We start from the raw sequence: 16,446 nt of genomic DNA on the forward strand, positions 1-16,446 counted from the left end.
GGCATCAGTCCATGTTCCTGAAAGACGATAACATCTTCTTACGTATCATATTGTTACTACTTTCTACCTCTACGCTGTCGAGCTGCACATTAACCCGTGTTTCCGACAGCACACATGCCAAAGAGGTCGATGAGCTGAATGTTATTGGTCTGAGCCTGGAGGGAGCAAGGCAAAGAGCAACTGAAAAAGGTTTTGTGTGCAGCGAATACGGAAACGTGAACACGGTTGTAACCGAACAGGGTGAGCATCGATGGCTACAAACTGAATGCAGCAAGAAAAGTGCTGAGCTGTTCTGCCCGCAAATGCGTTTTGTCGTTCTTAATGTCGATCCCAACACGAATAGAGTCGTTGATGTTGGCAATTATGTTAATCAACACACCTGTTTTTAAAGACAACACCTGCATCTTGCGCTAATTATCGTATCGACTAAAGGACGTTATCTTGCTCATCAGAATCATCATCGCAATGGTCGCATTTGCCGGCAACTCCGTACTTTGCCGACTCGCATTAAAGGGGATGCATGCTGATGCTATTTCATTCAGCAGCCTCCGGTTGATAAGTGGCGCAATTGCCCTTTTCTTTTTTATTGCGATAACATCTGACAGCAGAAAATTTGAGTTCAAGTGGTTAAATGCCCTGCTCCTTTGCATCTATGTTTTTTCATTCTCCATTGCCTATGTTTCTCTCAGCACCGGTGCTGGTGCCCTGCTGCTCTTTGGTACCGTTCAGCTCGTCATGACAGTATGGGGGATAGCTCAGGGAGAAAAGCTCGTAATTTTAAAAATAACAGGAATACTCGGGGCATTGGCTGGAATAGCCATATTGCTGCTTCCTGGTGCAGAACGCCCTTCCTTGTATGCTGCAATAATGATGGTTATTGCTGGGTTAGCCTGGGCTTTCTACAGTATCACAGGGAAAAAAATCACGGATGCTGCTGCCTCAACCGGGGGGAATTTCATCCTGGCAATCCCGGTCGCATTGATTATTCCCCTATTCTTCCATTCTCATCTTCATATCGATATATATGGATTAGTTCTGGGCGTGCTTTCTGGTGCAATTACATCGGGAGGTGCATATCTGCTCTGGTATTCATTGCTCCCCTTACTCAGGTCCACAACGGCCAGTACTATTCAACTCAGCGTACCTTGTCTGGCCACTCTCGGTGGGATCCTATTTTTGGGCGAAACGCTCACCGTCAGAATCCTTCTCGCAAGCGTCATAATTTTGGCTGGAATTGGCTTAGTTATTTTCTCTGATATGAGAAAAGGAGCAAAATAGACTGATTAATTATCGGCAAAGACGATACAGAACATGTTGTGCCAATCGATGATCTGGCGGCAACGCGGGATGCGTAAACTCTTCTATTTTATTCATACCAAGTCGTATCATCAGATTCTCTGACGGTTTATTCAGCACAGAAGTAAACGAAACGACTTCATTTAGCGCCAGTACGTCAAAAGCAAATGCAAGACTCGCTTGCGCGGCTTCTAACGCCAGACCCTGGTGCCAGTATGCTTTAGCAAGGCGCCAGCCAATTTCGGTACAGGGTGAAAAATGAAACTTATCAGGTTGTGGATGCAACCCCACACAGCCCACAAACTGGTGTGTTTCTTTTAGCTCTACGGCCCAAAATCCCCAGCCGCGTTCTGCAATACCTTCACTAAATCTATCGGCCAGGTTATCGCTTTCAGCTTTCTGTAGCGGCGCGGGGAAATAACGCATCACGTCAGAATTGGCATTGAGTGCAGCAAAAGGGGCTCGGTCTTTAGCCTCCCACTGTCGTAATATCAACCTTGATGTTTCCAGCATATTCCTGCCCTTATCATTCATTTTCATATAATCTTCTAAAATAAGTGGCTCATCGGCAAGGTCTTATACCGTCCTTTTCCGACTTATCCTCTCATACTGGAGATTTATACATGGCCGACTGGAACCCTTCGCTTTATCTGCAATATGCAACTGAACGTTCAAGACCCGCAGCAGAATTACTCAGCCGTGTGGCGTTAGAAAATGTCCGCTCAGTTGTTGATCTTGGTTGTGGTCCGGGAAACAGTACGGCATTGCTGCATCAGCGCTGGCCCACGGCAAAGACAACAGGTGTCGATTCTTCACCTGCTATGCTGAATGAAGCGCGCAACGCATTACCTGACTGCCATTTTATCGAAGCGGATATTAGCCAGTTTCAGCCCGAGCATCCCGTGGATCTGCTTTATGCAAATGCGTCGTTACAGTGGGTGCCCGATCACTATGAATTATTCCCACATTTGGTCTCACAACTGAGTCACAACGGCGTTCTGGCCGTGCAAATGCCGGATAACTGGCTGGAGCCCACGCATGTACTGATGCGCGAAGTGGCTTATGAACAAGATTACCCCGACCGGGGGCGTGCTCCGCTTCCTGGCGTTCACGCCTACTATGATATTTTGACCGAAGCGGGTTGTGATGTGGATATCTGGCGTACAACGTATTATCACATTATGGATTCGCATCAGGCGATTATCGACTGGGTAAGCTCAACGGGACTACGCCCCTGGTTACAGGATTTGAGCGAAAGCGAGCAGCGTCATTACCTGGCTCGCTACCATGAACTGCTTCAGGATCAATATCCGTTGCAGGAAAACGGCAATATTTTGCTGGCATTTCCGCGGTTGTTTATTGTTGCCAGACGCAATAGTTAAGCGTTTATCATCAGACAGATCACAGGACAGGGCTACCGAGTATGCGCGCCCTCGCCTTTTTATCATAAGGATCTAGTGGCTATGTCAGGCATCTGCTAGTGTCTTGCCACATGTTTCTGACGGGGGTTGTTATGTCTAAAGTCTACATTGGTGGATGTCTGTGTGGCTCGATCCGCTTCACTGCCAGCAGTCCTAATAATTCCCATACCTGCTCATGTGATATATGCCGGAAACATACGGGTGCCCCGACCGTCGTCTGGATTGAGTTTGATGCAGAAAATGTAGAATGGACGGGAAAAGCCGGAAAACCGACAACCTGGCGCTCATCTGAAACTACCAGCCGGGCTTTTTGCCCTCAGTGCGGTAGTTCCGTGGGCGCCATCGATGACGCTCCGGTCATTGCGCTTTTAGCCGGCGCTTTTGACGATCCTAATGATGAAGATCTGGCGCCGGAGTTTCATTCGTTTTCTGATATGCGGCCAGCATGGTGGGAAACAGAACGAAACTAAGTTAGTTGGTAATGTTTATCCGGCATATGTTTTGCTGGCACATTGGTTTCATCGTTCATTTGCAGTAAATCGATTTCGATTGCATTGCAAATCGCATCCAGCGGCAGATCATTGTTCTCAGTACCAAACGGATCTTCAAGCTCTTCCGCAAGCGCATCGAGTGAGATAAAAGTATAGGAAATAAGCACTGAAATAAACGGCGTCATGTAGTGAAGATCCACCACCAACGCGAATGGCAGCATGATACAAAACAGATAAACAGTGCGATGAAGGATCAAAGTATAAGCAAACGGAACTGGTGTATTCGCGATTCGCTCACAACCTGCCAGTACTGCCGACATATCATTTAATCTGTTGTTTAAACTATGAAATAATATATCGGACAGCTGTCCATCACGTCTGCGTATGGCCAACCACTCCCCCATCAGCAACAAAATGCGGTTTGCTGGCGATTGTGCGGCAAATACCGTCTGCAGATCTTTCTCGCTGAGATATTTCGCCAACGGCTCTGCCTGTGGGTTTCGACGTAATGTCATGCGTAAACAGTGGGCAAATGCGATTTGCAGACGAACAAACTGCCCCAGTTCAGCGTCATCCGGTAAGGTGGTTTTCACCTCGCGAAGTAGCGATCGGGAAGCAATCATCAACTGTCCCCACAGGTGTCGGGCTTCGACATAACGTGAATAGCAGGCGTTATTGCGAAAACCTAAAAAGATAGCAATCGCCACGCCCAGAATACTGAACGGTGCCAGGGTAAATTTGATACCCAACATCGTATACCAGGGCAACATGATGATAACGGCGATGGAGAGCAGGAAGTTCAGCAGCAGTCGTGAAAATATTTTAGATAATACGGAACCATGCCAGACGAATATCAGGCGCAGCCAGTGTTGTTGGGGACGAACGATCATGGTTATCTTCGGGAAAATGTGAAATCAGTCACATTAGACGCGATAGCGATCAATGTTGCAAGTTAATCGCAACATTATCCCAACAACTTTGGCCCTGCTTAAAATGAAGCCGCACCTAAGTTACAGACCGGGTTTATGATATAAACCACACAGTATGTTGTAACTAATGCATATCCACAAAAAACCCGGCCTGAGCCGGGTTGTCGGTAGTCGTCTTAGCACAGTGGCTTAACGGCTTCACGCATACCTTTTGCCAGAATGGTATCGAGATCGGCAGAGACCTGTTCCACCAGTCCAGAAACCTGCGTCAGATCTTGTTCCCAGTGTTCTTTGACACCCAGTACAGATTTGACCAACGCTTCGGTACTTATCTGGCGATCGCGATGCTGGGACCACAGCTGTTGAAAACGTTCTATCCAATGCGCATCATCCTGAACCGGATAAGACTCTCCGTTGCGCTCTCCACGATAAAAAGCAATTAACGCGGCAAGCGCAAACGTCAAACGCGCCGGCAGCTTACCGCTGGCCTGTTGCCCTGCCAGCAGTTGCGGCAATATACGGGTGCGGAATTTGGTCATGCCATTCAGGGCAATCGACAGCAGCTGATGTTTGATGTACGGATTGCAGAATCGACCGGTTACCGCGCTGGCAAAAGAAGCTAACTCATCACGTGGTAAATCCAGTACCGGAATGATCTCTTCATAGATCGCTTTCTCCACGAAAGCACAAATCTCAGCGTCATTCATCGCCTCGCCCACGGTGTCCAACCCTGCCAGCCAGGCAACAGGGACCAGCGCGGTGTGAGCACCGTTGAGAATCGCCACTTTGCGCTCTTTGTACGGTTTGATGTCATCCACGATCAGGACATTCAGCGGATACTTATCCAGACGTAGTTCTGCGGCTAATGACTTCGGCCCCTGAATGACAAACAGATAGAAGTGTTCTGCGGTATCGAGGAAAGCATCATGATAGCCCAGTTCTGCTTCGAGCTTAGCAACCTCATCACGCGGATAGCCGGTAACAATACGGTCCACCAGCGTGGAGCAAAATGCATTGGCCTGATCCAGCCACTGAATAAACGCTTCCGGCAGCGCCCATTCCTGAGCGTAGCGCAGAACCAGTTCACGCAGCGCATCGCCGTTATAATCAATCAGTTCGCAAGGGATGATAATCCAGCCTTTATCCAATGCGCCGTTAAAATAGCTGAAGCGTTCGAACAGCAGACGCGTCAGTTTAGCCGGATAACTAACCGCTGGCGCGTCGTCAAACTTATCGCCTGCGTGGTAACTGATACCTGCTTCCGTGGTGTTAGAGAACACAAAACGCATATCAGGATTATGCGCCAGCTTCAGGAACTCATCGTATTCGCTATAGACGCTGATTTCACGGTTAACTGAACGAATTAGACGGGCATCACTGACGGCCTCGCCCTTCTCATTCAAACCACGAATGATAGTGGTATAGAGGCCATCCTGCGTACTCAGCGATGGCGGGAAGGAACTTTCGATAGGACGAACAATGACCACACCAGCGTTCAGATCGGTATGCTCGTTCAGCAGATCTACCTGCCAGTCTACAAAGGCGCGCAGGAAGTTTCCTTCACCAAACTGAATAATGCGTTCAGGATACTGAGCACCGGGGAAATCGCGACGATTTAGTGTTTGCACAATGGGTTCCCTTTATGATTAGTCATACAACCTGATTGAATTGGTCCAATAGGTTAGCAAACTTTAATACATTGAAACCCTGTTTTGATCAATCCCCGGCGACAAATTAGAGCGTTTTATAGAAAAGTGTGGTTCCGGTCAGCGTCCCGTTGGGCATTTGGGCATAGTCAGGTATCACCCCTACCTTTTTCCACCCACAATTGTGGTAGAACAACTCCGCACCACTGCCCGTCGCCGTATCAAGCACCAGCAGCGTTTTACCTTGTTGACGCGCGCAACTTTCCAGTTCGTTCATCAATTCACGGGCCAGGCCACCGCGTCGCGCTGAAGGGTGAACCAGCAGTTTGGCGACATCAGCACGATGAGGTTGATTTTCGGGTTGATCGATAATGAGTTGGACGGTACCGACAAGCACCCCCAGCGCATTCTGCGTACCAAGAACGATCCGTTCTCCGCGAGAAACACTTTGCGCGACCTTCATCCAGAAAGGCTCTGATTTTTCGCGATTAAAGGGCAGCATAAAACTGATGGAGGCGCCGTCATTGACGCACTGTTCAAGAACATCGCTGAGCTCGTCGATTCTCGACAGAATCTGTGCCGCGCTCAGCACAAAGCAGGGTTTGCCGGAAGCCATGGTTTCTCCTTAGATTGACCCCTTCATACTGCTTTTAACAATTACACAACTCAAGGGGGCATATCATAGGATAATGTTATCTATGGCTTGTTCATTTGGAGCACTAACCAGTAGTAAATAACCGTGACAACGTAACGTTGCTGTTCATCGTTTAGCGCTACACCCTGAGGTATATCATGCCATTTCGCCAGACACCCTCGACAGCACGTCGCCGTAGCATGTTGAGCAATAAATACCGGGTGACCACGCATAGGAGTCTGTTTTCCATCATTGGCGGGAAACGCAGGTGCCAGTCGTTTAGCTATAAAATCCGCAGCATGTTGTTCGATAACTGGCGCCCCTTTATCAAGACAATACTGCCTTTCTTTCTGACCAAGACGAAACCGCGAGCGAAACGTTGATTTCGCCAGCCGGGCAAAAAGAGGATCGAGCGTTTTCATCAGTAAACCGAGCGCCCCAGCTGTTGTGTTAATTGCTCCAGCACGGCGATACCGGCCAGTGAATTTCCCGCCGGATCCAGTTCCGGACTCCAGACAGCAATCGCCATCTCGTGTGGCACGATCGCCACGATGCCGCCACCCACGCCTGATTTCGCCGGAAGCCCGACCCGCCAGGCAAATTCCCCTGCGTTCTGATACATGCCGCTGGTCGCCATCAGCGCATTGATCTGCCGGGCCTGCATCGGTGTGACCACAGGCTCCGCAAGATGAAAGGCATGCCCTTGATTTGCCAAAAAGACAAAAGTCCGCGCCAGTTCCACACAGCTCATTTTCAGCGCGCAGTAGTGAAAATAGTTCTGCAAAACGGTAGGCACGTCATGGTGAAAATTGCCGAAGGATTTCATCAGCCAGGCAATAGCGGCGTTACGCGCCGAGTGCTCAAACTCCGATCGCGCGACCGTCGCATCATAGGCGATATCCGAAACGCCGCTTAATGCCCGCACCACTTCCAGCATCCGTTGACGCGGTGCGCTTAGACGCCCTTGCAGCATATCGCAAACCACCAGCGCCCCGGCATTAATAAAGGGATTGCGAGGGATACCCTGCTCCATTTCCAGCTGCACCAGGGAGTTAAAAGGATGACCGGAAGGATCTTTGCCGACGCGCTGCCAGATCTCCTCTTCCTGATAGTGACGCATCGCCACGACCAGACTGAGCACCTTTGAAATCGACTGAATAGAAAAACGTTCTTGCGCATCTCCCGCCTGATAGTGCTGTCCATCAACGGTACAGATAGCAATACCCAGTTTTGAACCGTCGACCGAGGCTAATGCCGGAATGTAATCAGCGACTTTACCCTGACCAATCAGCGGACGAACCTGCTGCACAATGGTCTCTAAAATTGAATTGTCCATGGCCCTGGCCACAACATGCTCCTTGCTCGCAGGTATGAAAGGCCTGCGAGTATAACAGAGCTGAATACGCAGCGTCAGGCCGGAAGGCGGAATCTGGCCACGGCCTGCATAAGCTGGTTAGATTCATGGTGAAGCTGTAAGGAAGAATCAGATGCAGCATTCACCAGATCACTGGTTTGTTGGGCTTCGCCGTTCAGGACATGGAGCTGACAGGTTAACTGATGAATACTGTTCCCCTGATTTAACGTTGCAGTCGAAATGTCGTGCAGTAACGCGCCGAGGTTTTCCACCAGTGCGATAACCTGCTGCAAATTCTTATCCAGTCCGTTAACCGCGTGAAAGCCCTCTTCAATGCCCTGTAACGAGTGTTTAATCAGTGTCTGAATGTTTTGCGTAGACTGACCGCTTTTCCGCGCCAGCAGCCCAACTTCTTTCGCAACTACGGCAAACCCGCGCCCTTGCTCTCCGGCATGTGCAGCCTCGATTGCCGCGTTAAGAGCCAGGATATTTGTCTGAAATGCAATGTTGTCGATAAGCGTTGTAATCCCTCGCATTTCAGACGAGCGAGTCACAATCGCCTGCATTGACGCATTTACCGTCGCCATCATTCGGTCTCCACCTGCCGCAATATCACGCGCCTGCACTGCGCGTTGATTCGCCAGTTCAGCAAAGCCACTGTTATCCTCAACATGCGTTTCCAGAACCGAAATATGCGATGTCACAGTGCTCAACTCTTCACTTTGTTTTGCCGACTGCTGGTATAGTTGTTTATTGTTCTGCGCAAGTTCGTTGATATTTCCTACCATTGCGGTGGTGGCATCATTCACCTGCCGCACCAGCGCGCAGAGCCCCTGCTGCATTGCAGCAATACGCGAACTTAATTGCGTCACTTCCCGATTAAACTGACTCACCTGCGGGGCTGGCCGAGAAAGATCACCCGCCGCTAAAATATCGATATGATCGATCAGCCGTCGCAGCGGCATAATCACCCAACGGAACATACTACGCCAGACCAGAAAGGCGATAACCACCAGCACCAGAGGAATAAACAAAAATAGATTCTGTAAACGCTTAAGACTGGTCAACAGCTGCTGACGCCCAGCTTCCGCATGTCGCCCACTGTCCTGCTGAAAGCGCGCGTAATTACCGTTAAAGTCTGTCTGAAAGGCCTGCACGGGTACGGCAAAAAACGCATCAATGGAACCTGACTGCGTCAGCCCATCCGCCTGCTCCTGAATACCGCTATAAAAACGCTGATAGCTCTCAGTTAGATCCGGATCCGACTGCGGCTTCATATCCCGCCAGGCATCCCATGCACTTTTTGACTGCGCCAGCGCCCGATACGCCTCTTCCATTAACGGACGCCAACTCCCGTCCGAACCGGTGGCGGCATCCTGCATAAAATAAATCCCCGCACGGTTAAGTAAATCGCTGGCAGATAATAATGCCACCCGCGCTTCATCGACCTTTGCCTGCTGCAAAAGCGCGAGTTGATTACGCCCTTCATTATGCTGTGCGTCACTGACTGAGGCCGAGAGCATCAAGGAGGACACGACCTGCAAAACAGAGAACAGCGCAATAATGCAAAAAATGCCGGTTAACAGACCGAACTGACGGGGTATTAGACGATGGAAAATTTGCGTTATGTTCATATTACTCTTCTGTATCAAAGCGTTAGCCGCGAGTGTACGGAGAGTAAATGACAGAAAAATTGCAGAAATAAGACAGGTGCCCCCAGCGGAGGCACCCACACCATCAAAGGCGGTTTTTCCAGACGGTCTGCACGTTACAAAACTCATGCAGGCCAAAGTGAGAAAGTTCGCGGCCAAAGCCACTTTTCTTCACACCACCAAACGCAACGCGAGCATCGCTGGCGCTGTAACCATTGATAAATACGCCACCACACTCCAGGCGTGACGCCATCTTCTGCGCCAGCGCTTCATCCGCAGTAAACACCGTGGCGGATAAGCCGAAATCACTGTCATTCGCCAGCGCTAAGGCATGTTCAGCATTCTTCGCCACGGTAATTGCCGCAACCGGACCAAACAGCTCCTGGCGGAACGCCGTCATCTCTGGAGTGACATCGCCCAGTACCGTCACGGCATAGTAATTGCCCTGACCCGCAATTTTTTCCCCGCCGAGAAGTAACCGTGCCCCTTCGGAAAGGGTGGCTTCTACCTGCTGGTGCAGCTCATCACGCAGATCAAATCGCGCCATCGGCCCCAGATCGTTTTCTTCGTTCAGCGGATCACCCATTTTGAGCGCGCTCGCAGCGGCCACAAAGCGTGAAGTAAACTCTGCCGCAATCCCTTCTTCGATAATAAAGCGCTTGGCTGCCGCACAAACCTGCCCGGTGTTCTGATAACGCCCAGCGACCGCCGCCTTAACGGCCAGATCGAGGTCAGCATCATTGAGGACAATAAACGGATCGGAGCCGCCCAGTTCAAGCACACATTTTTTCAGCGCGGCACCCGCCTGGGCGCCAATCGCCGCACCGGCACGTACACTGCCTGTCACCGTTACCGCCGTAATACGCGGGTCCTTGATCATCTGACTGACCCCAGCGTTATCGGCATTAACCCAACCGTAAACCCCCGCGGGTACACCCGCATCAGCGAAAACCTGCGCAATAATTGCAGCACAGCCGGTTACGTTAGGCGCATGCTTTAACAAGTAGCCATTTCCGGCCAACAGTATCGGGACGGCACCTCGCATTACCTGCCAGAGCGGGAAGTTCCACGGCATGATCGCCAGAATGGTTCCTACCGGGCGATATTCAATCACCGCCTGATTATTCTCCACCAGCGTAGGTTCCGGATTGAGCATCGCCGGTCCATGCTCGGCGTACCAGTCACACAATGCAGCTGACTTGGCGACTTCAGCACGCGCCTGCTTAATGGGTTTACCCATTTCACGTGAGATACACTGCGCCATCTCTTCCGCACGATGGCGCAGAGCTTGCCCGATCTGGCGCAGCGTTTGCGCACGGTGCTCAACGGAAGTATGTTTCCATTCGCTATAGCCATTCGCGGCAAGGTTCAGCGCATGATCAATCTCTTCCGCGCTGGCCCACGGCGTCGCCGTCAGCCTTTCACCGCTGGCAGGGTCAATGGAAATCGCATGTGTTGCTGCTGTGATAGTCATAAGTGCCTCTCTTTATCGCAGGGTATGGTTATATCATGAGCATATTTACTCTTTCTGAAAAATGAATAATATTAACCATACCATTCACGAATAGAGAAGATTATGGATCTGACGCAGCTGGAAATGTTCAATGCCGTCGCGGAGACTGGCAGTATTACGCAGGCCGCCGCGAAGGTGCATCGCGTGCCATCCAATCTCACCACCCGTATACGTCAGCTTGAAGCCGACCTGGGCGTTGATCTGTTTATTCGTGAAAACCAGCGCCTGCGGCTTTCCCCATCCGGGCACAACTTTTTGCGCTACAGCCAGCGGATCCTGGCACTGGTTGAGGAAGCCAGGATGGTCGTCGCCGGGGATGAGCCACAAGGACTCTTCTCTCTCGGCTCGCTTGAAAGTACAGCAGCAGTTCGCATCCCCGCTACGCTGGCTGAATATAATCAGCGTTACCCCAAAATTCAGTTCGCGCTGGCGACAGGTCCTTCAGGCACAATGCTGGACGGCGTACTCGACGGAACATTGAACGCGGCCTTTGTCGATGGCCCAATTACCCATCCGGGACTTGAAGGAATGCCGGTCTACCGTGAAGAGATGATGATCGTGACGCCGCACGGCCATCCCCCCATTCAGCGGGCCAGCGACGTCAACGGTTGCAGTATTTACGCCTTTCGCGCCAACTGTTCCTATCGCCGCCATTTTGAAAGCTGGTTTCATGCCGATCGCGCCATGCCCGGCACCATTCATGAAATGGAGTCATATCACGGCATGCTGGCCTGCGTCATTGCCGGTGCGGGTATCGCACTGATCCCGCGATCGATGCTGGAGAGCATGCCAGGGCATCATCAGGTCAACGCCTGGCCGCTAAGCGAGAACTGGCGCTGGCTGAATACATGGCTGGTCTGGCGCAGAGGTGCAATGACACGTCAACTGGAAGCGTTTATTGAGGTGTTGAACCCTCAGTTATCACACGACCCGGAGTAACTGGCGATCCTCAAAAAACATGAATACCTGTAAATCCGGGTGAAGTCATACGCCCGGAATTTCATTATTATTGAAATACTTAAAAATACGAGGAATGTTCGGCAGCATATTGTGGCGCCCTGCCAATGAAATGAGATCCACATCACAAAATGATTGTATTTTCGCCAGCAAACGTTTTAAGATCGTGGCCTTACCTTTTCGCAGCTAATCCTCTTATTTGATATGACAACAGACACTGTTTCCCGCAAGGTCGCGTGGCTACGGGTAGTTACGCTTGCCATTGCCGGTTTTATTTTCAATACCACCGAGTTTGTCCCTGTCGGCTTGCTGTCCGACATCGCACAAAGCTTCAATATGCAGACCGCTCAGGTCGGGATCATGCTGACGATCTACGCCTGGGTTGTCGCCCTGATGTCGCTCCCTTTTATGTTACTTACCAGTCAGGTGGAGCGCCGAAAACTGCTGATCTGTCTGTTTGTTGTGTTTATCGCCAGCCATGTGCTCTCTTTCCTGGCATGGAATTTTACCGTGCTGGTAATTAGCCGTATTGGTATTGCTTTTGCGCACGCTATTTTCTGGTCGATTACCGCATCGCTGGCGATCCGCCTGGCCCCTGCCGGTAAACGTGCACAGGCTCTCAGCCTGATTGCCACTGGCACCGCACTGGCGATGGTGTTGGGGCTGCCAATCGGGCGTATCGTCGGTCAGTATTTTGGCTGGCGCACGACCTTCTTCGCCATCGGTATGGGGGCGTTAGTTACCCTGCTTTGCCTGATTAAGCTCCTGCCCAAACTACCCAGTGAGCACTCCGGCTCTTTAAAAAGCCTGCCGGTGTTATTCCATCGTCCGGCATTGATGAGTCTGTATCTACTGACGGTGATTGTGGTCACCGCACATTACACGGCCTACAGCTATATCGAGCCGTTTGTGCAGACCGTCGCGGGTCTGAGCGCAAACTTTGCTACCGTGCTGTTGCTGGTTCTGGGTGGCGCGGGAATTGTCGGTAGCGTCATTTTCGGTAAGCTGGGGAATCTGCATGCGTCAGTGCTGATTAGCAGTGCCATTGCCCTGTTGACGGTATGTCTGGTGCTGTTACTTCCCGCTGCTGACAGCGAAATGCACCTTGCTGTCCTGAGTATTTTCTGGGGCGTCGCAATCATGCTGATAGGTCTGGGAATGCAGGTGAAAGTGCTGGCGCTTGCTCCGGATGCGACTGACGTCGCAATGGCACTATTCTCAGGTATCTTTAATATCGGTATTGGCGCTGGTGCGCTGGTAGGCAACCAGGTGAGTTTACACTGGTCGATGTCTACGATTGGTTACGTCGGCGCAGTGCCTGCCGTTGCCGCGTTGATATGGTCGGTGATTATCTTTCGTAAATGGCCGGTATCGTTGGAAGAACAGCCTCAGCATTCGTGAAAAATGTGCCCGGTAGACATTAACGATTACCGGGCACAGTGTTCTAAGCGTAGGTTTTAATAATTTCCAGCACGCCGTTAATAATAAACTGCACGCCCATACACACCAGTAAGAAGCCCATCAAACGAGAAATCGCTTCGATACCACCTTTGCCGACGAGGCGCATGATCCCCCCGGAACTGCGCAAACAGCCCCACAGGATAATCCCAACAACCGCAAAAATAATCGGCGGTGCGACCATGATCACCCAGTCCGGAAATTCGGAACCATGACGCACGGTTGACGCGGAACTGATGATCATCGCAATCGTCCCCGGACCGGCAGTGCTTGGCATAGCCAACGGTACAAAGGCGATATTGGCAGTCGGCTCGTCTTCCAGCTCTTCTGACTTGCTTCTCGCTTCCGGAGAATCATGCGCCTTCTGCTGCGGAAACAGCATCCGGAAGCCGATAAACGCAACGATTAACCCACCCGCAATACGTAGTCCGGGAATCGAAATCCCGAAGGTATTCATCACAAGTTGCCCGGCATAGTACGCCACCATCATGATGGCAAACACGTAAACGGACGCCATGAGTGACTGACGGTTACGCTCTGCGCTGTTCATATTGCCGGCAAGGCCAAGGAACAACGCTACGGTGGTTAACGGGTTTGCCAACGGTAACAGGACTACCAGCCCAAGTCCTATCGCTTTAAACAAGTCCATCATAATGTCATCTTTCCTGTGCGTTAATCGTCAACGGCAAGTATACGGTGAAATCCGCGAGATAAGCCATTTTCGCGATGTAAGGATTCATTTTTCATCCACGCGTATAAACCATAATTATCAGATCGTTAAAATTTCACTCATCGGATGTTGAGCCTGATGATTTAACAAAACGTGGCATTTGCTGACTCATTCATTTGACTTATATTTGCCTAAGCAATAATATCAGCCGTGACTAACTACTTGCCAGGGCAACCATTGTGAAAAACACCAGTGATCTGTTTAACGAAATCATCCCACTGGGTCGTTTGATCTATATGGTTAATCAGAAAAAAGATCGTTTGCTAAACGACTATCTGTCACCGCTGGATATCACGGCATCGCAGTTCAAGGTGCTCTGCTCCATCCGTTGCGCGGTGTGCATCACCCCTGTCGAATTGAAAAAAGTGCTGTCTGTCGACCTTGGCGCCCTGACGCGAATGCTGGACAGACTGGCCTGTAAAGGCTGGATCGAAAGGCTTCCGAATCCACATGACAAGCGTGGCGTGCTGGTGAAACTCACTGAGCATGGCGCAGCAATTTGCGAGCAGTGTCATCAATTAGTAGGGCAAGACCTGCACCAGGAACTAACAAAAAACTTAACGGCGGATGAAGTAGCCACACTTGAGCACTTGCTTAAGAGAATCCTGCCGTAAACAGAAAGAGGTATGACGATGTCCAGACGCAATACTGACACAATCACTATTCATAGCATTTTGGACTGGATCGAAAATAACCTTGAATCGCCGCTCTCGCTGGAAAAAGTGTCTGAGCGTTCAGGTTACTCCAAATGGCACCTGCAACGGATGTTTAAAAAAGAAACCGGCCATTCACTGGGTCAATACATTCGCAGCCGTAAAATGACTGAAATAGCGCAAAAATTAAAAGAGAGTAACGAGCCCATTCTTTATCTGGCAGAGCGTTACGGTTTTGAGTCTCAGCAGACGCTGACCCGGACATTCAAAAACTATTTTGATGTTCCGCCGCATAAGTACCGTATGACGAATATGCACGGCGAATCACGCTATTTGCTTCCACTCAATCAATGTAATTGCTAATCGCCAGTTAACGACGTAACCGAGGAAATCATGAAACTTCTGTCTTATGCAATGCTGGCCCTGCTGTTTGTTGTTTCGGGCCAGAGCATGGCGGAACAGACCGCGCAACCTGCCACCCAGAACAGTCGCGACGCGATGATTATGCCCCCTGCGCACGATCAGTCCCCGTTCGATTTTAATCATATGGGTGCAGGCAGCGACAAGTCCGACGAATTAGGTGTGCCTTATTACAATATGCGCAACCTGTAATTATATTGCCCCGCCACTGCGGGGCTTTTTTAGCCCCTCACCGATGCAACCTTATGCAACCGAAAGCCAAACACATTGATATACAACCCTGCCATGATCAGTAGCGCACCGAGCATTTGCAATCCGGTCAGCGTTTCATCCAGCAGCACGACCGCACTCGCCAGTCCAACGACCGGCACCAGCAGCGACAACGGCGCGACACGCCAGGTTTCATAGCGTCCGAGTAACGAACCCCAGATACCGTAACCCACAATGGTCGCCACAAACGCCAGATAAACCAGTGAAAGAATGGTGGTCATATCTATCTCCACCAGACTGTGGGTCATTTGCGTTGGACCATCCAGAAGCAATGATGCCAGGAAGAACGGAACAATGGGAATTAACGCGCTCCATACCACCAACGACATAACGGCCGGACGCGATGTATGCTGCATGATTTTTTTGTTAAAGATATTACCGCAGGCCCAGCTTAGCGCCGCCGCCAGCGTCAGCATAAAACCGAGCATGCCAACATGCTGACCATTCAGACTGGCCTCAATCAGCACCAGCACGCCAAATACCGCCAGCGCAATCCCAACCAATTGTTTACCCTGCAGACGCTCACCGAAAGCAAATGCGCCCAGAACAATGGTAAAAAACGCCTGAGCCTGCAATACCAGAGAAGCTAACCCTGCAGGCATGCCGAATTTGATAGCGCTAAAGAGAAATGCGAACTGCCCAAAACTGATGGTCAGGCCATAGCCGAGCAATAACGAAAGTGGGATTTTCGGCCTGGCAACAAAGAGTATTGCCGGAAACGCCACCAGTAAAAAACGTAATCCCGCCAACATTAGCGGTGGCATATTGTGCAGACCCACTTTAATAACGACAAAGTTCAGTCCCCAAACCACGACAACCAGTAACGCTAACAACCCGTCTTTACGCGACATACCACCGCCCCTGCAAATATTAAATTTTTGTAAACAAGTTAAAGTAACGGAAATCGTTGTGCCGTAACAGATCATTATTTCAGGTAGGCCACGCAAGGCATTTTCGGACAACTTATTGAGTGTACATCACAGTTTTGGCATGCTATTTGTTTCTTATATCTAAAAAAAAAA

The 16,446-nt window shown here is 50.5% G+C and carries 19 protein-coding genes; 9 read left to right on the plus strand and 10 right to left on the minus strand.

All coding sequences use genetic code 11. From position 1 onward, the window contains the following. Positions 1-11 precede the first annotated feature (11 nt). Positions 12-389, plus strand: coding sequence for a hypothetical protein (locus SK38_RS06070; RefSeq protein WP_048235393.1), 378 nt, complete (start codon positions 12-14; stop codon positions 387-389). Positions 390-441: 52 nt separating this feature from the next. Beyond that, entirely contained in the window at positions 442-1,278 is an 837-nt protein-coding gene (locus SK38_RS06075) for a DMT family transporter (RefSeq protein WP_082196945.1), read from the plus strand. Positions 1,279-1,287: 9 nt separating this feature from the next. Here the strand turns inward: SK38_RS06075 and SK38_RS06080 are convergent, their stop codons facing one another. Next, a complete protein-coding gene (locus tag SK38_RS06080) occupies positions 1,288-1,809 on the minus strand; it encodes a GNAT family N-acetyltransferase (RefSeq protein ID WP_048235394.1) in 522 nt (173 codons plus the stop codon). Positions 1,810-1,919: 110 nt separating this feature from the next. Here SK38_RS06080 and tam point away from each other — a divergent pair, with 110 nt between their 5' ends. Together tam and SK38_RS06090 are read left to right on the plus strand one after the other, a co-directional pair. Next, positions 1,920-2,678: a trans-aconitate 2-methyltransferase gene (gene tam, locus SK38_RS06085; RefSeq protein ID WP_032943429.1), complete on the plus strand. Its 759-nt coding sequence runs from the start codon at positions 1,920-1,922 to the stop codon at positions 2,676-2,678. A 131-nt stretch (positions 2,679-2,809) separates the two neighbouring features. Next, entirely contained in the window at positions 2,810-3,187 is a 378-nt protein-coding gene (locus tag SK38_RS06090; RefSeq protein ID WP_003832953.1) for a GFA family protein, read from the plus strand. Here the strand turns inward: SK38_RS06090 and SK38_RS06095 are convergent. The 7 genes from SK38_RS06095 to sad form a co-directional block, all read right to left on the minus strand. Next, positions 3,184-4,098: a bestrophin family protein gene (locus SK38_RS06095; RefSeq protein ID WP_048235395.1), complete on the minus strand. Its 915-nt coding sequence runs from the start codon at positions 4,096-4,098 to the stop codon at positions 3,184-3,186. The two genes, SK38_RS06090 and SK38_RS06095, sit on opposite strands and share 4 nt — an antisense overlap. Positions 4,099-4,313: 215 nt before the next feature. Beyond that, complete coding sequence (locus SK38_RS06100) at positions 4,314-5,765, minus strand: tagaturonate reductase (RefSeq protein WP_048235396.1); 1,452 nt, start codon at positions 5,763-5,765, stop codon at positions 4,314-4,316. A 106-nt stretch (positions 5,766-5,871) separates the two neighbouring features. Further along, positions 5,872-6,399, minus strand: a complete 528-nt coding sequence (locus tag SK38_RS06105) for a GNAT family N-acetyltransferase (RefSeq protein ID WP_048235397.1) — start codon at positions 6,397-6,399, stop codon at positions 5,872-5,874. Between the two features lie 80 nt (positions 6,400-6,479). Beyond that, on the minus strand, positions 6,480-6,839 hold the full coding sequence (locus SK38_RS06110; RefSeq protein WP_048235398.1) for a DUF4186 domain-containing protein: 360 nt from the start codon (positions 6,837-6,839) through the stop codon (positions 6,480-6,482). Continuing rightward, positions 6,839-7,765 carry a glutaminase B gene (gene glsB, locus SK38_RS06115; protein ID WP_003832944.1) on the minus strand — a complete coding sequence of 309 codons (927 nt, stop codon included), beginning with the start codon at positions 7,763-7,765 and terminating at the stop codon, positions 6,839-6,841. The genes SK38_RS06110 and glsB overlap by 1 nt, the downstream gene beginning before the upstream one ends. Before the next feature lie 62 nt (positions 7,766-7,827). Next, a complete protein-coding gene (locus tag SK38_RS06120; RefSeq protein ID WP_048235399.1) occupies positions 7,828-9,405 on the minus strand; it encodes a methyl-accepting chemotaxis protein in 1,578 nt (525 codons plus the stop codon). Positions 9,406-9,508: 103 nt separating this feature from the next. Continuing rightward, a complete protein-coding gene (gene sad, locus SK38_RS06125) occupies positions 9,509-10,897 on the minus strand; it encodes a succinate-semialdehyde dehydrogenase (protein WP_048235400.1) in 1,389 nt (462 codons plus the stop codon). Positions 10,898-10,999: 102 nt separating this feature from the next. Between sad and ptrR the strand changes: the two genes are divergently transcribed. After that, complete coding sequence (gene ptrR, locus SK38_RS06130) at positions 11,000-11,875, plus strand: putrescine utilization regulator PtrR (protein WP_008784750.1); 876 nt, start codon at positions 11,000-11,002, stop codon at positions 11,873-11,875. 222 nt (positions 11,876-12,097) lie between these two features. Continuing rightward, on the plus strand, positions 12,098-13,294 hold the full coding sequence (locus SK38_RS06135; RefSeq protein WP_032943422.1) for a sugar transporter: 1,197 nt from the start codon (positions 12,098-12,100) through the stop codon (positions 13,292-13,294). Positions 13,295-13,337: 43 nt separating this feature from the next. Here SK38_RS06135 and SK38_RS06140 read toward each other — a convergent pair whose 3' ends face one another. Continuing rightward, positions 13,338-14,003 (minus strand): MarC family NAAT transporter, encoded by a 666-nt coding sequence (locus SK38_RS06140; RefSeq protein ID WP_003832936.1) that lies wholly within the window; start codon positions 14,001-14,003, stop codon positions 13,338-13,340. Between the two features lie 257 nt (positions 14,004-14,260). On the opposite strand from SK38_RS06140, the gene marR reads away from it, so the two are divergent. From marR to marB, 3 genes are read left to right on the plus strand one after another with little or no spacing between them, the layout of a single operon-like run. Next, positions 14,261-14,695 carry a multiple antibiotic resistance transcriptional regulator MarR gene (marR, locus tag SK38_RS06145; protein ID WP_003832935.1) on the plus strand — a complete coding sequence of 145 codons (435 nt, stop codon included), beginning with the start codon at positions 14,261-14,263 and terminating at the stop codon, positions 14,693-14,695. 18 nt (positions 14,696-14,713) lie between these two features. Further along, positions 14,714-15,097: an MDR efflux pump AcrAB transcriptional activator MarA gene (gene marA / locus SK38_RS06150; protein WP_003032424.1), complete on the plus strand. Its 384-nt coding sequence runs from the start codon at positions 14,714-14,716 to the stop codon at positions 15,095-15,097. A gap of 30 nt (positions 15,098-15,127) precedes the next feature. Further along, a complete protein-coding gene (marB, locus tag SK38_RS06155; RefSeq protein ID WP_003832934.1) occupies positions 15,128-15,346 on the plus strand; it encodes a multiple antibiotic resistance protein MarB in 219 nt (72 codons plus the stop codon). Positions 15,347-15,375: 29 nt separating this feature from the next. On the opposite strand, the gene eamA is transcribed toward marB, so the two are convergent. After that, on the minus strand, positions 15,376-16,275 hold the full coding sequence (gene eamA / locus SK38_RS06160; RefSeq protein ID WP_048235401.1) for an O-acetylserine/cysteine exporter: 900 nt from the start codon (positions 16,273-16,275) through the stop codon (positions 15,376-15,378). Between the last annotated feature and the right edge of the window lie 171 nt (positions 16,276-16,446).

Origin of the sequence: Citrobacter sp. MGH110 (assembly GCF_001037515.1) — a bacterium.
Classification (GTDB): Bacteria; Pseudomonadota; Gammaproteobacteria; order Enterobacterales; family Enterobacteriaceae; genus Citrobacter; species Citrobacter portucalensis.

What these genes read in the sequence shown, in the direction of transcription:
- SK38_RS06070 (WP_048235393.1), top strand. Translation starts at nt 12, where the DNA reads ATGTTCCTGAAAGACGATAACATCTTCTTACGTATCATATTGTTACTA.
- SK38_RS06080 (WP_048235394.1), bottom strand. Translation starts at nt 1,809, where the DNA reads ATGCTGGAAACATCAAGGTTGATATTACGACAGTGGGAGGCTAAAGAC.
- tam (WP_032943429.1), top strand. Translation starts at nt 1,920, where the DNA reads ATGGCCGACTGGAACCCTTCGCTTTATCTGCAATATGCAACTGAACGT.
- SK38_RS06090 (WP_003832953.1), top strand. Translation starts at nt 2,810, where the DNA reads ATGTCTAAAGTCTACATTGGTGGATGTCTGTGTGGCTCGATCCGCTTC.
- SK38_RS06095 (WP_048235395.1), bottom strand. Translation starts at nt 4,098, where the DNA reads ATGATCGTTCGTCCCCAACAACACTGGCTGCGCCTGATATTCGTCTGG.
- SK38_RS06105 (WP_048235397.1), bottom strand. Translation starts at nt 6,399, where the DNA reads ATGGCTTCCGGCAAACCCTGCTTTGTGCTGAGCGCGGCACAGATTCTG.
- SK38_RS06110 (WP_048235398.1), bottom strand. Translation starts at nt 6,839, where the DNA reads ATGAAAACGCTCGATCCTCTTTTTGCCCGGCTGGCGAAATCAACGTTT.
- SK38_RS06120 (WP_048235399.1), bottom strand. Translation starts at nt 9,405, where the DNA reads ATGAACATAACGCAAATTTTCCATCGTCTAATACCCCGTCAGTTCGGT.
- sad (WP_048235400.1), bottom strand. Translation starts at nt 10,897, where the DNA reads ATGACTATCACAGCAGCAACACATGCGATTTCCATTGACCCTGCCAGC.
- ptrR (WP_008784750.1), top strand. Translation starts at nt 11,000, where the DNA reads ATGGATCTGACGCAGCTGGAAATGTTCAATGCCGTCGCGGAGACTGGC.
- SK38_RS06135 (WP_032943422.1), top strand. Translation starts at nt 12,098, where the DNA reads ATGACAACAGACACTGTTTCCCGCAAGGTCGCGTGGCTACGGGTAGTT.
- SK38_RS06140 (WP_003832936.1), bottom strand. Translation starts at nt 14,003, where the DNA reads ATGATGGACTTGTTTAAAGCGATAGGACTTGGGCTGGTAGTCCTGTTA.
- marA (WP_003032424.1), top strand. Translation starts at nt 14,714, where the DNA reads ATGTCCAGACGCAATACTGACACAATCACTATTCATAGCATTTTGGAC.
- marB (WP_003832934.1), top strand. Translation starts at nt 15,128, where the DNA reads ATGAAACTTCTGTCTTATGCAATGCTGGCCCTGCTGTTTGTTGTTTCG.
- eamA (WP_048235401.1), bottom strand. Translation starts at nt 16,275, where the DNA reads ATGTCGCGTAAAGACGGGTTGTTAGCGTTACTGGTTGTCGTGGTTTGG.